The organism is Thermobaculum terrenum ATCC BAA-798, from assembly GCF_000025005.1.
Lineage (GTDB): Bacteria > Chloroflexota > Chloroflexia > Thermobaculales > Thermobaculaceae > Thermobaculum > Thermobaculum terrenum.
The window spans coordinates 834640-847748 of the sequence record NC_013525.1; the positions used below are offsets into that span (position 1 = coordinate 834640).

Genomic DNA, 13109 nt, shown 5'->3' on the forward strand with positions numbered 1-13109 from the left:
AGTGATATAAGGTGAGCGAAGAGCTTGAAACTCAGGTTCCTGAGACATCTGAAACCGAATCCACTACAACTGCTACAGCAACAGCTGAGTCTTCCCAGCCTGCTGCTTCTGAGGCTAGAGTAAGGCCAAGGGGTAGGTATGTACCTAGGCGGAAGGTGTGCGCGTTCTGCGCAGATCATATAGATAAGGTCGACTATAAAGATATAGCCCGGATAGGTAGATACCTGTCTGATAGAGCTAAGATAGAGGGACGCAGAAAGACTGGTACCTGTGCTAAGCACCAGAGAAGCCTTGCCGTAGCCCTTAAAAGAGCTCGCTACATGGCGCTAATGCCTTACACAGCACAGCATATACGTCCATAAATGGGATAGACTGCTAACTAACAGAGACCTGCATTTGCCAGGTCTCTGTTAGTTTTATTTGACAGTTGCTTTGGGGGATTGGATGGCGAAGCAAGTGCTCAGATCGTTCTTTGATCGTTTCTCATACAGGCGCTATTCCACTGTTAGTAGGGTTGATCGTGAATATCTTCTGCAGCGTCTAATAATTTCAGTTGTGGCGATAGCGTTACTAATTGTCGTACTTATTATCGCAGTTCCTCTGATCAAGCAGTATCTTTGGGAGCCATCTCGGACATTGGCTGTTGTGGGCAATGAACGTATTAGAAAGGCTGATTACGATCAGTACGTGAAGATGCAAGTATTAGGTATAACCGATGCACCTGAAAGTTTAGCCTCTCTCTACCAAGTTTATAAGACCGATCCCGAATCTTTCCCTCAAAGAGTCAAAGATGCTATCAATTCCTCCATGTTCTCAACGAGTGATGTTGATGCCTACACTCTTGATCAAATGATAAATAATTTAGTTCTGAACCAGACTGCTAGTAAGCTAGGTATAAATATTTCTGATCAGGAAGTACAGGCTAAGATAAGAGAAATTATGTCGGTAGTAGGTGCATCCGCAACGCCTACCTCACTACCTACCACTACAACGCCTTCAGCAACCTCAACACCTCAAGCTAAAAGCACTCCTAGGATCACACCCACGGCTGCTACCTTGCCGTCGGATTACCAGAATTTTGTGTCTTCGCTCCAGAAGTCCGCAGGTATTTCAATGGACATGTACGCATCCATGTTAGTACGCCCTGCACTTATACGTCAGAGATATCTTGAGACCAAAGTTCCTAAAAGTGCTGAACAGGTACATGTACGTCATATATTAGTCAGCACTAAGCAGCAAGCTGAAGAAGTTATTAAGGAGCTTAGACAAGGTAAGAAGTTTGAGGTTATCGCTAAGGAGAAGTCGATAGATGACCAGACCAAGTTGAAGGGCGGTGACCTGGGATGGGCTCCCAGGGGTATCTACGAGAAGTCTTTTGAGGATGCCGCTTTTGCCCTCACTAAAGTTGGTCAGATAAGCCCACCTGTTCAAACTAGCTATGGTTGGCATGTAATTCAACTGCTAGGGAGGGAAAAGGATCGTCCGCTAACCGAGACACAGAGACAGCAGTTGGGGCAGTACATGTTGCAGCAATTTATACAGGAACAGAGGCAGCAGATGCAGAAGTCCGGAGATCTAAAGGTGAATATACCACCTACCCCTACTCCCATATCGTCACCAACGCCTACTGTTACCGGGTAATCAAGGTTAGTACTTGTACCAAGATTGGGATTGGGCTTATTCTTACTATGGGTGGAACTCTTTGAAAGGAGAAGTTTTCAGATGAATCCTGGGAAATACGCTTATCTTAGTGGCAATTTTGTGCCCATAGAAGAAGCCAAGATCTCTATAATGACCCATGCTTTCAACTATGGCACAGGTTGCTTTGAAGGCATCAGGGCTTACTGGAACCCGGATCAGTCGGAGATGTATGTGTTCAGGCTTGCCGATCATTATAAGCGTCTCGAAAGGTCTGGCAAGTTGCTAATGATGGATCTTCCAGCCAGCATAGATGAGCTGTGTAATATAACTGTAGAGCTCCTTCGCCGTAACGAACACAAGGAAGACACTTACATCAGGCCTTTGCTCTATAAGTCTTCCACTGTGATTGGCGTCAGACTACACGACCTGGAGCACGACTTCGCTCTCTTCACATCACCTATGGGGCAATACGTTGAGGTCGAGGAAGCAGCGAAGGTGTGTGTCTCTTCTTGGCAGAGGGTGACGGACAATTCAGCCCCAGCAAGGGCGAAGATAACAGGTACTTATATCAACGCTGCGCTTTCCAAGACAGAGGCATCACTAGATGGCTATGATGAAGCAATTGTGCTTACTGATAGCGGTCATGTATCGGAAGGCAGCGCGGAGAACATATTCCTGGTAATGGATGGCGTGCTCGTTACACCTCCAGTGTCAGATAACATCCTTTCTGGTATAACTCGTTCTACTCTAATTACCATCGCTAAGGATATACTGGGTATCCCCACTATTGAGCGGAGCATAGATAGAACGGAGCTGTACGTAGCTGATGAAATATTTCTATGTGGAACTGGAGCTCAAGTAGTGCCTGTGGGGGAGGTTGATAGAAGAAGGATTGGTAATGGAGGCGCAGGCCCTGTGACGAGTGAACTTAAGTCTTTATACGAAAATATAGCCAGAGGGATAGATGAGCGTTACCCAGAATGGCGCACTCCAGTTTATAATCGAGCTACTGCTGATGTAGCCGATTCTCTTATGACGTCTACGTCCTGATAAGTAAGAATGAGTAACGTTAATTCTGAGGACCCTGTCAAGGGAGAGGTAAATACGACTGAATCTGGTGGGTCTAAGCGGGTTGAGGAAACTACTCAACCCGCACCATCACACCCCCGAAGTTTTTGGAATCTTGCGGGTTTATTATTGGCTACGATTGTCCTGCTATTTCCAGTTGTCTGGATAGTGGTTGTAGTTGGCAGGGCAATAGGTAGATTCCCAGGCTCTCAAATCGATTGGCTATATGCAGCCCTGCTTGTTGCGATACTGGCAGTGGTCGTATGGCTACTGTCTAGAATTTTTTCATCACGTAGAGGCTAGATCTACTTCCTGGCTCTGCCCCTTCTGCTTACCTGCCGCACCGGTTTATTTCTCTCAGGTCCTCTCAGAGACGTTGATGTAGGCACATACCTCTTACGTCTTCGCTCTGCTTCTACCTGCATTCTGTACATTTCCTGGTATTTAGTGAAGTAGAAGTATAGGCTGTAAGCTATTGTGGCGTATATAAGCAATAGCATAAAGTAAAGCCAGGCTCTTCTGTTGAAGATTACGCCTTGGTAGAAGCATCCCGCTACCAACAGCGAGGCTATACCTAGCCAGAAAAATGTCCCGCCCATTAGCCTCAGGTACTTGGATGCTAGGGGGTTGCTCTCAACATATCTCTTGCTCCAGTACCATATGCCGGCCCCCAGTAGGGTACTGACGATATATACTACTAGTACACCAAACAGCGCAGGCTCTGTAGTCAACTCTTGACCAGATAGTATTCCAAAGAGGTAATCTACCATTCAGAGCTCCTGTAAATAGTCTCATGACCTATCATATAGGAGTTTTCTCTTAATTTCCTCTATAGCATTAGTGACCTGTATACCCCTGGGGCAGGCGTCTGTGCAGTTGAAGACTGTTCTACAGCGCCATACGCCATCTACATCGTTAAGCATGGCCATCCTCTGCTCAAACCCCTTGTCTCTGCTGTCGAATATGAATCTATGCGCATTAACCAGTGCTGCTGGACCTAGAAAGTCGGGATTAGACCAGAATGGCGGACAAGCGGTAGTACATGCGGCGCAGAGTATGCACTTAGTTGTATCGTCGTAGAGCTCCCTCTCCTCAGGAGACTGTAGTCGTTCCCTCTCAGGAGGTTCTTCGTCATTTATTAGATAGGGCATTATTGCCTTGTATTTTTCAAAGAATGGTTCAAGATCTACCACTAAATCGCGAATCACCCTGAACCCAAGCAATGGCTCTATCGTCATCCTTTGACCTATATCCCTGACCAACACCTTACATGCTAGCCTGTTTACACCATTTATTCTCATTGCATCAGAGCCACATACACCATGAGCGCAAGATCTGCGGAAAGTCAGGGTACCATCCTGATACCACTTGATATGGTTTAGTACATCAAGCACCCTGTCTGTAGGCTCCGCTTCTACCTCATATGTAGCATAGTAAGGCTTCTGGTCTGTCTGCGGGTTATAGCGCCTGATCTTGCAAGTTACTAGCATAGTCTTATCCTCTATGATGTCTATTCCTCTAGTACTTTCTCTCCTGAGGCTGGAACTTAGTTATGGTTACTGGCTTATACTTTATCTCCTTATTACCGTCTTTGTTCCAGATTAAAGTATGCTTCAAGAAGCGTGCATCATCCCTCTTTGGGAAGTCCTCCCTGTAATGGGCGCCACGGCTCTCTTCGCGAGCCAGTGCACATTCTATAACTGCCTCAGAAATGTCCAGCAGTGATCCCAACTCCAAGGTTTCAGTCAGTTCTGAATTGAACCAGGTTTGTCTGTCCTGAAGCGCAACATGTTGATAACGCTCCTTAAGCTCCTGGATGCATTCCCTTGCTTGCAACAGACCTTTGGCGTTGCGTACCACAGAAACCTTATCCATCATCTCTTCCCTGAGCTGGTCCCGGATACGGGCTGGAGATTCACCATGCTTCCTTGAGAGGAGTTCTGAGATCTGCTCTCTAGCTGGTGCGTCTGGCTTAGGGGGTAAGGTTAACAAATCGTTCTCACATACGAACTTTGCCATATGCTTTCCAGATCTACGCCCAAATACTATCAAATCTACTAGTGAATTCGTGCCTAGCCTATTTGCACCATGGACGGATACACATGCACACTCACCAGCAGCGTATAGCCCATGAACCGGGGTGTTATACTCATCCTTGAGCACTCTCCCATCGACATCGGTAGGAATACCCCCCATGGCATAGTGTGCTGTAGGTTGTATGGGGATAGGCTGATGAACGGGATCGATTCCGAGATAAACTTTTACGAATTCAGCCAGATCTGGTAACCTCTTCTCTATTACCTCGGCACCCACATGAGTTAGGTCTAGATGGACATAGTCTTTGCCGTCTATTCCTCGTCCTTCTTTTATCTCTTGATAGATGCATCTGGAGACCATATCTCTAGGTGCTAGATCTAGGAGCGTAGGGGCATAACGCTCCATAAACCTCTCCCCTAGATTGTTACGAAGTATTCCACCTTCTCCTCTAGCACCCTCGGTAAGCAGGATTCCTAGTTTATATACCCCTGTGGGATGGAACTGGTACATCTCCATATCTTCAAGGGGCAACCCGTGCCTGTAGACTATTGCGACTCCGTCTCCAGTACAGGCCAGAGCATTGCTGGTAATCTTCCACGCTCGTCCATATCCTCCTACCGCGAGCAGCACGGCTTTCGAGTGGAAGACATGGATCTCACCGTCCTGTATGTTAAGTGCAACTACTCCGCAACATGCATCGTCCTGAAAGATTAAATCTAATAGTTGGAACTCAGAAAAGAAGTGAACATCGTGCTTAATACATTGCTGATATAAGGTCTGAAGGATCATATGTCCCGTGCGGTCTGCCGCAAAGCAAGACCTGCGTACTGGCCCTTCCCCAAAGTTTCTGGTATGACCACCGAACCTGCGTTGGTCTATCTTGCCGTCTGGTGTGCGACTGAAGGGCAGTCCGTAATGTTCAAGCTCGTAAACACCTTCTATAGCCTCTCTAGCTAGGATCTCGGCAGCATCTTGATCCACCAGGTAGTCCCCACCCTTGATGGTGTCAAACATATGCCATTCCCAGTGATCCTCTTCTAGGTTCCCTAGAGCTGCACCTATACCACCTTGTGCAGCTCCAGTATGAGACCGAGTGGGGTAAAGTTTACTGATGACCGCTGTTCGTATATTGGGGTTTTGAGCTAGCTGCAATGCTGCCATCAAGCCGGCGCCACCGGCACCAACTATCACTGCATCGTACCTATGATACACCTCAAGTCTCCTTAGCTAGTCTGAGGTTGGAAGGTTAGTATTACCAACGCTCCGAGAACCGTGAATATGAGAGATATGGAGTAAAGGGCTGATAGCGCAAACAACCGCCAGCTGCGGGATCTGATGTAGTCGTGGATTATTACTCTTATACCGTTGACTCCATGACTCATAGCCAATAGCAACAATACTAGATCGTAAGTCCTCCAGAATGGAGTTGCATATCTAGCTGCCACGAAAGCATAGTTTATCTGCTCAACAGGAGTGGCTATATGCATGATGTACACATGCCCTAGTGCCAGAAACAGAAGAAGCACGCCTGAAATCCTGAAGTAATACCAAGACCAAAGCTCGAAGGTGCCTGTCGGCCTCTCTGCCCTTCGTCTATCGTACATACATAGCCCCTCTCTAAGCCTTGAAGAATATTGGCCCAAGTAGCAAGATCCCCGTGGGGATCAGGCATACGATAGTCAGACCTAAGGCCGCATAAAACATCTGCTTCTGATACTTATAGCCGGATGGCCAGAAATCTATAATTATGATTCTTACCCCGTTGAATGCATGATAAAGTACACCCGCTATAAGTACGAACTGGAGAAATCTCATGATTGCCCACTCGTGATATATACGAGTTATGGCATCGTAGTATTTTGGTCCCCACCCAATCAGCGCCGTGTCCACTATATGTATGAACAGGAACAGTAGAACCCCAACACCGCTGATTCTATGAAAGATCCATGCCCACATACCCTCTCGACCACGGTACATCTGTCAACTGCCTCCTGCTGGTAGAAGATGATCCAACCATGGGCATTATAGATGCGACTTGGGAGTTAGACAACTGTTCCTACATTTTCTGTAGCTTCTCCACTATAGCCCTAGCTACTTCGCTGGTGCCTGAAGCCCTATCACGCTGATCCATGGGAAGTAAATCATAGGTTACGGTCTTACCCTCTGCGATCACCTCAGCTATGGCTCGCTCAAGCTTATCTGCAGCGTCACGTTCACCTAGATGCCTAAGCATCATGACACCAGATAGCATCATTGCCATGGGGTTGGCTTTGTTCTGCCCTGCATATTTGGGCGCACTACCATGTATTGGCTCAAATAGAGCACCGTCCTCTCCTATGTTGGCTCCCGGTGCTACTCCGAGTCCACCTACCAGTCCAGCGCATAGATCTGAAATTATATCTCCATATAGATTGGGGCATAGGAGCACATCGTAGAGTTCAGGCTTCTGGACCAACTGCATGCACATGTTGTCGACTATGACATCGTTACATTCAATCTCAGGATACTCTTTGGCTACCTCGCGGGCGATCTCAAGGAAGAGTCCATCGGTGTATTTCATTATGTTGGCTTTATGCACTATAGAGACTTTCTTTCTGCCATTTTGTCGTGCGTATTCGAAGGCAAAACGCGCTATTCTTCTCGTCCCCTCTACCGAGATAAACTTTATTCCTATCCCGCTCTCGTCTGGAATCTTGGCAGAGGATAGCTTAGAAAGGAATTCTGTCGCTTCCTTGGCCTCCTGAGTTCCTCTCTCAAACTCGATACCGCTGTACAGATCTTCCGTGTTCTCTCTAACTACCACTAAGTCAATGTTCTCATACCTGGATTGGACTCCCTTGTAGGTTTTGCAAGGGCGAAGGTTAGCATATAGATTTAGAGCCTTCCTTAAGGCAACGTTTACGCTGCGGAAGCCCGTACCGACTGGAGTCGTTATAGGTCCCTTTAGTGCTACTTTATTCTTCTTTATGCTGTCTATAACCCTCTGGGGTAGTGGAGTACCCTCGGCTGCTATAACATTCTCTCCTGCCTGCTGAATATCCCACTCGAACGGAACTCCAGTGGCTTCCAAAACCATCTTGGTGGCCTCAGTAAGCTCTGGCCCAATGCCATCTCCTGGTATTAGGGTGATTCTATAGGTCACTGACTACCTCCACGACTTAGTAATTTAGAATCGTTTGTACTTCTACAAAAAATTATGGAGCCTCTGAAATAGGCTCCATAGCGCATTCTACTCTGATTCTGAGTCTAAGGAGATCTTTTCGTCCAAGCTGAAGTTAAGGTTTGGAAACTCCCACTTCTTGGCTACGCCGTCTCTGTCGAGCGCTATAATGTAGCCCCTCTCTTTGTCCTTGTTAGAGAGCAGTGTCTGTACAGCATCCTGAAAGGATTGCTTTGCCTGTCTTTTGAGTGCTTCTACGTTATCTTGCTTCACAATAGCAACAAACTGTGGGCCACCTACATGCCCTAGAAAACCATCTGAGGGTTCACAGTTATTTACAGCTTTTTGAAGGCACTCGGAGGCTGTTCTTATGAGATTGTCACCCTCGCTAAATGAGTAGGCTTCATTATAGATCCTAAAATTGGAAATAGTGATGCTCACAACTTTCCAGTCTGTTCCGGGTCTGATACGCTTATCGATCTCTTCCTCTATTGCTCTCTTTCCCGGAAGACCGGTTAGATCTGATATCTTCTCACTATAAAGGTGATATAGTCTGGCTCTTATTCTGATAAGTAGCTCATCGATATCAAAGGGCTTTGTAACGTAGTCTTCCGCACCGCTCTCATAGCCGGCTACCAGATCAGAGGTTAGACTCTTAGCAGTCAGCATTATTACAGGGATATCTTGTAGCTTGGGATCGGCTTGCATCCTGGTACAGACTTCGTACCCGTCTATGCCCGGGAGCATGATATCCAGGATGACAAGATCAGGTGGACGTATCCTCATAAGATCGAGGGCATACTCACCTGAGGGAGCGGTATCTACCGTATATCCCTCCATGGTTAGATGCTCTTTCAACAGATCTAGTAGTGCCGGTTCATCATCTACAACTAAGATTCTACTCATTACGTACCTTACTGAGCTGCTAATTGCTCTTCCCTTCTATACTTGTCGGCCGTCCTTAGCTTCCTTTTGAGTTCGGACTCACTAATGTCCAGTATCTCTGCCGCCAAGGCATGATCACCTTTGGCTTTCTCTAATGCTTCGAGTATGATCTTCGACTCTATTATCCGCATAGCCTCATCGAGAGAGCGAGTCTTATCTATGACCTCACTCAGGTCTATATTTCTGCCAGTCCTAATCTGGCTGAATACAAGATGGTGAGTAGTTATTACTCCTCCCTGAGCAAGTATGACGGCTCTCTCGATAGTGTTTTCAAGCTCTCTAACATTACCTGGCCAATCGTGCTCCATCAATACCTTTATAGCCTCTTCCGATATGCTCGCGGGAGGCCCGTCCTTATGGTACCTGTGCTTCTGAAGGAAGTAGTCTACTAGCAGTGGAATATCTTCCTTGCGTTCTCTTAGTGGAGGCAGGTGTATGTGAATGACGTTCAGTCTATAGAAGAGATCTTCACGGAATTTACCAGCTGCAACCTCTTCCTCTAGCTTCTTGTTGGTGGCAGCTATCACCCTGGTGTCTACTTTGATGGTAGAGGAACCGCCGACTCGCTCGAACTCCCTCTCCTGAAGGACCCTCAACAGCTTCCTCTGGGTGCCAAGTGTCATTTCTCCTATCTCATCAAGGAATATAGTGCCTTTGTGAGCAAGCTCGAACCTACCTTTCCTCTGCCTGTCTGCACCCGTAAAGCTGCCCTTTTCGTGTCCAAAAAGTTCACTTTCTAGTAGGGTCTCTGGTAATGCTGCGCAGTTGACCTTGACTAAAGGTCCTTGGCTGAAGGTCGAGTTGTAATGTATGGTCTCCGCAACCAGCTCTTTCCCTGTTCCTGTTTCTCCCGTTATAAGGACTGTAGCATCAGAAGCAGCTACCAGTCCTATGGTTTTATAAACCTCTTGCATCACGGGGCTATTGCCTATAATCCTGGAGGTCTTGTCTGGGGCTACGGCCTCTTCTGCTCTTCCTCTGACCTTGGTTGATAGCTTTTGTTGTTCAAAGAACCTGTTGATAGTCCTTGTTATATCATCGAGATCGAAAGGCTTTGTAATATAGTCCCAAGCACCAAGTTGCATGGCCTTGATGGTAGTGCTGGAATTACCGAAAGCTGTCATCACGATCATAGGGACGTTCATCCCTCTGGCCCTGAGTTGCTTGAGGACCTCGATACCATCGATCTTAGGCATGCGCACGTCCATCAATATTAGGTCAGGGGAAGACTGCTGGACCTGATCTATTACTTGTTCTCCATCCAGGGCTATCGAGACCTGGTAACCTTCATCTTCCAACAGGTCTCTCAGTATCGTTCTAATAGAAGGGTCATCGTCAGCTACTAGAATATGGCGATTATTTTCCGCCAATTGACTACTCCTGTGGGAATCTCCAAAAGTTGTCATCCGAAATAAAAAGTTCCCTACGGCAAAAATTATATGCTAATTATCAGCTTAGCTGCAATTAGGGTGTACGATCGGCTGTGAGTATAACGGTAAGGACTCCGAATAGTATTATGAACATCCCAATCATATCTCGTAAGGTTACTGGTTCCTTTACAAACAGCCATGCTAGAAGGGTTCCCCCGGGCACCTCCAGCGTCGATAGAACGTTAGCATGTGCAGCGTGTATCCTCCTGAGAGCCGCGTTGTAGAGTGTATGTCCCATACCGAGAGGTACGATGGCGAGGGCTAGAAGGGCAATGATATTGGTCATACTGTAGGAACTGTTGATCATTGAGTGTGCTGCTAGAGGCAGTAGCCACAATGATGCCGTCAAGTAAGTGCCCCCAGCATATACCAGGAGAGGATATTTATTTCTTTCCCCTCTCCCCATAACTGAGTAGACTCCAAATGCCGCTGCTGATAGGATAGCCAAGAAGTTGCCTATCAACCTGCTCTTATCAAGCCCCAGGTCAAAGCCAGAAAATATCATTACTCCCACGACTACTATGCAGATACCTAGCCACTGCCTCCAGTTGATGCTTTCGTGTAATGCCAGTGCTGCAAAAAGGGCGACAAACACTGGAGCGGTATATACGAGCGCTAGGGAGTTGGAGACGGTAGTATATTCAAGAGACGCTATGTAGAAGAAAAAGTGCATTGCTGCTACTAGCCCATACGCAAGAAAGCGGTAGTTGAATGGGTTGTGCTTCAAAGATAGTTGAGACGATATCAAAGCTGCGCCTAACACTAACAGACCAGCTATAAGCATTCTCCAGAAGGTTATCTCAATGCTGCTGATATCTTTGATTACCCTTATGAGTACGGCACTTGTACTGAACATCGACACGGCAACAAAAGCCAAGGCGATGCCTGACAACTGTTTAGTTCTATCCTTGGTGCCTTGCTTCATACCTTCTAACCTACATAGTTAGTAGATACGCTATAATCCTTTCTAGGTTTACATTTCATAATTTGAGGAGAAAAGTGTCTTCAGATCAGGATCTAGCAAAGTTGATAAGAGACGTCCCCGATTTTCCCAAGCAGGGGATATTGTTCAAAGATATTACCACACTTCTTAAAGATAAGGACGCGTTTAAGAAATCTATAGACCTTCTGGCGGAGAGGTTTGCTAACGACCATATAGACAAGGTCGTAGCAGCAGAAAGTAGAGGCTTTATCTTTGGTGCTCCTCTAGCCTACCTGTTGAATGCTGGGTTTGTGCCTGTTCGCAAGTTGGGCAGGCTACCCGCTAAAGCTATAAGAGCCGAATATACCCTTGAATATGGCACTAACTTTGTTGAGATACATGTGGATGCCATAGAGCCTGGAGAGAAGGTTCTTATAGTAGATGACTTACTAGCTACTGGTGGCACGGTGGGTGCCACTATAGAACTTGTAAAGAAGTTAGAAGGGGACATAGTAGCGTTAGCTTTCCTGGTAGAGCTGTCCTTCCTGAAAGGGAGAGAAAGGCTGAAGGACTACAGGATAGAAACCATAATAACTTACTAGTCTTAGGAGGCAAATAAACTGAGTACTTCGACTTATTACGACGTGAAAGACATGTCTCTAGCAGCTAAGGGCCATGACCGTATAGCTTGGGCTGCTCGTGAGATGCCAGTGCTTTCTAGGATAGCTGACAGGTTTGATCGTGAGAAGCCGCTGGCTGGAGTGAAGATAGCTGCTTGTCTACACGTAACTACTGAGACGGCTAATCTCATGCTCACTCTTATGAGAGGTGGAGCTGAGATAGCTCTTGCTGCGAGCAATCCACTCTCAACGCAGGATGATGTTGCCGCAGCACTTGTTGAAAAGGGTATATCTGTGTTTGCGATCAAGGGTGAAGATGAGGATACCTACTATAGCCATATAAGAGCTGTATTGGATACACATCCTAATATCACCATGGATGATGGTGCCGACCTGGTAACAACTTTGCACACTGAGCGATTGGACATAATAGACGATGTAAGGGCGGGAACTGAGGAAACAACCACTGGGGTTATTCGCCTCAAAGCTATGGCTGCTGATGAACAACTTAAGTATCCCATCATAGCTGTCAATGAGGCTTATACTAAGCACCTGTTTGATAACAGGTATGGCACTGGCCAGAGTACGATCGATGGTCTTCTAAGGGCGACGAATATCCTCCTGGCTGGAAAGGTATTTGTCGTTGCGGGTTATGGTTGGTGTGGAAAGGGTTTGGCCAGCAGGGCTAGAGGTATGGGCTGCCAGGTCGTGGTCACTGAAGTAGATCCCATAAAAGCCCTTGAGGCTGTAATGGATGGTTTCCGTGTTATGCCAATGACTGAAGCTGCCAAGATTGCTGATGTTATAGTAACGGTTACTGGAGGGCTTCATGCGGTCAACGCTGAAGCTGTTCAAAACCTCAAGGATGGAGTTATCTTGGCGAACTCGGGCCATTTCAATGACGAGATAGATATTCCTGCCATAGAGAAGCTGTCAGTAGCTAGAAGGATGAGAAGAGATTTTGTCGAGGAGTTTGAGCTCAAAGATGGCAGGAAGATTTATTTGCTTGCAGAGGGCCGGCTTCTAAACCTTTCTGCAGCTGAGGGACATCCGGCAGCCGTGATGGATATGAGCTTTGCTAATCAAGCGCTTTCGATCGAATGGTTGGTCAACAATGCTTCTGGCTTGGAGCCCAAAGTATTCTCCGTTCCCGAGGAAATAGACAGGAACGTGGCCCAGACTAAGCTTGAGTCTCTAGGCATTACAATAGATAAACTGTCGGAAGAGCAGCTAGCCTACGCTTCAGAATGGAGATCTGGTACCTAATACCTATGTGGAGGAAAAGT

At 46.8% G+C, this 13109-nt stretch carries 14 protein-coding genes; 5 read left to right on the top strand and 9 right to left on the bottom strand.

All coding sequences use genetic code 11. The annotated features are described in order from the left end of the window. Positions 1-11 precede the first annotated feature (11 nt). From rpsR to TTER_RS03935, 3 genes are all read left to right on the top strand, one after another. Positions 12-362 (top strand): 30S ribosomal protein S18, encoded by a 351-nt coding sequence (gene rpsR / locus TTER_RS15290; RefSeq protein WP_012874732.1) that lies wholly within the window; start codon positions 12-14, stop codon positions 360-362. Positions 363-444: 82 nt separating this feature from the next. Continuing rightward, positions 445-1641, top strand: a complete 1197-nt coding sequence (locus TTER_RS14595; protein WP_012874733.1) for a peptidylprolyl isomerase — start codon at positions 445-447, stop codon at positions 1639-1641. Between the two features lie 81 nt (positions 1642-1722). Further along, positions 1723-2691: a branched-chain amino acid transaminase gene (locus TTER_RS03935; RefSeq protein ID WP_012874734.1), complete on the top strand. Its 969-nt coding sequence runs from the start codon at positions 1723-1725 to the stop codon at positions 2689-2691. Between the two features lie 323 nt (positions 2692-3014). Here the strand turns inward: TTER_RS03935 and TTER_RS03940 are convergent, their stop codons facing one another. The 9 genes from TTER_RS03940 to TTER_RS14600 form a co-directional block, all read right to left on the bottom strand. Further along, positions 3015-3479 (bottom strand): hypothetical protein, encoded by a 465-nt coding sequence (locus TTER_RS03940; RefSeq protein WP_012874735.1) that lies wholly within the window; start codon positions 3477-3479, stop codon positions 3015-3017. Positions 3480-3500: 21 nt separating this feature from the next. Further along, complete coding sequence (locus TTER_RS03945; protein ID WP_012874736.1) at positions 3501-4199, bottom strand: succinate dehydrogenase iron-sulfur subunit; 699 nt, start codon at positions 4197-4199, stop codon at positions 3501-3503. A 28-nt stretch (positions 4200-4227) separates the two neighbouring features. Then, a complete protein-coding gene (sdhA, locus tag TTER_RS03950; RefSeq protein WP_012874737.1) occupies positions 4228-5958 on the bottom strand; it encodes a succinate dehydrogenase flavoprotein subunit in 1731 nt (576 codons plus the stop codon). An 11-nt stretch (positions 5959-5969) separates the two neighbouring features. Continuing rightward, positions 5970-6350, bottom strand: coding sequence for a succinate dehydrogenase hydrophobic membrane anchor subunit (locus tag TTER_RS03955; protein ID WP_012874738.1), 381 nt, complete (start codon positions 6348-6350; stop codon positions 5970-5972). Between the two features lie 13 nt (positions 6351-6363). Next, complete coding sequence (sdhC, locus tag TTER_RS03960; RefSeq protein WP_012874739.1) at positions 6364-6723, bottom strand: succinate dehydrogenase, cytochrome b556 subunit; 360 nt, start codon at positions 6721-6723, stop codon at positions 6364-6366. 79 nt (positions 6724-6802) lie between these two features. Next, positions 6803-7888 (bottom strand): isocitrate/isopropylmalate dehydrogenase family protein, encoded by a 1086-nt coding sequence (locus tag TTER_RS03965; protein WP_012874740.1) that lies wholly within the window; start codon positions 7886-7888, stop codon positions 6803-6805. 87 nt (positions 7889-7975) lie between these two features. Continuing rightward, entirely contained in the window at positions 7976-8812 is an 837-nt protein-coding gene (locus tag TTER_RS03970) for a response regulator (protein ID WP_012874741.1), read from the bottom strand. 8 nt (positions 8813-8820) lie between these two features. Next, on the bottom strand, positions 8821-10221 hold the full coding sequence (locus TTER_RS03975; protein WP_012874742.1) for a sigma-54-dependent transcriptional regulator: 1401 nt from the start codon (positions 10219-10221) through the stop codon (positions 8821-8823). 94 nt (positions 10222-10315) lie between these two features. Then, a complete protein-coding gene (locus TTER_RS14600) occupies positions 10316-11206 on the bottom strand; it encodes a DMT family transporter (RefSeq protein WP_012874743.1) in 891 nt (296 codons plus the stop codon). Positions 11207-11280: 74 nt separating this feature from the next. Between TTER_RS14600 and TTER_RS03985 the strand changes: the two genes are divergently transcribed. Next, on the top strand, positions 11281-11805 hold the full coding sequence (locus TTER_RS03985) for an adenine phosphoribosyltransferase (RefSeq protein ID WP_012874744.1): 525 nt from the start codon (positions 11281-11283) through the stop codon (positions 11803-11805). Between the two features lie 42 nt (positions 11806-11847). Then, positions 11848-13089, top strand: coding sequence for an adenosylhomocysteinase (locus tag TTER_RS03990; protein WP_012874745.1), 1242 nt, complete (start codon positions 11848-11850; stop codon positions 13087-13089). The last annotated feature ends 20 nt before the right edge of the window (positions 13090-13109 follow it).

Coding starts and splice junctions, on each gene's coding strand:
- TTER_RS14595 (WP_012874733.1), top strand. CDS start 445: ATGGCGAAGCAAGTGCTCAGATCGTTCTTTGATCGTTTCTCATACAGG.
- TTER_RS03935 (WP_012874734.1), top strand. CDS start 1,723: ATGAATCCTGGGAAATACGCTTATCTTAGTGGCAATTTTGTGCCCATA.
- TTER_RS03940 (WP_012874735.1), bottom strand. CDS start 3,479: ATGGTAGATTACCTCTTTGGAATACTATCTGGTCAAGAGTTGACTACA.
- TTER_RS03945 (WP_012874736.1), bottom strand. CDS start 4,199: ATGCTAGTAACTTGCAAGATCAGGCGCTATAACCCGCAGACAGACCAG.
- TTER_RS03955 (WP_012874738.1), bottom strand. CDS start 6,350: ATGTACGATAGACGAAGGGCAGAGAGGCCGACAGGCACCTTCGAGCTT.
- sdhC (WP_012874739.1), bottom strand. CDS start 6,723: ATGTACCGTGGTCGAGAGGGTATGTGGGCATGGATCTTTCATAGAATC.
- TTER_RS03970 (WP_012874741.1), bottom strand. CDS start 8,812: ATGAGTAGAATCTTAGTTGTAGATGATGAACCGGCACTACTAGATCTG.
- TTER_RS14600 (WP_012874743.1), bottom strand. CDS start 11,206: ATGAAGCAAGGCACCAAGGATAGAACTAAACAGTTGTCAGGCATCGCC.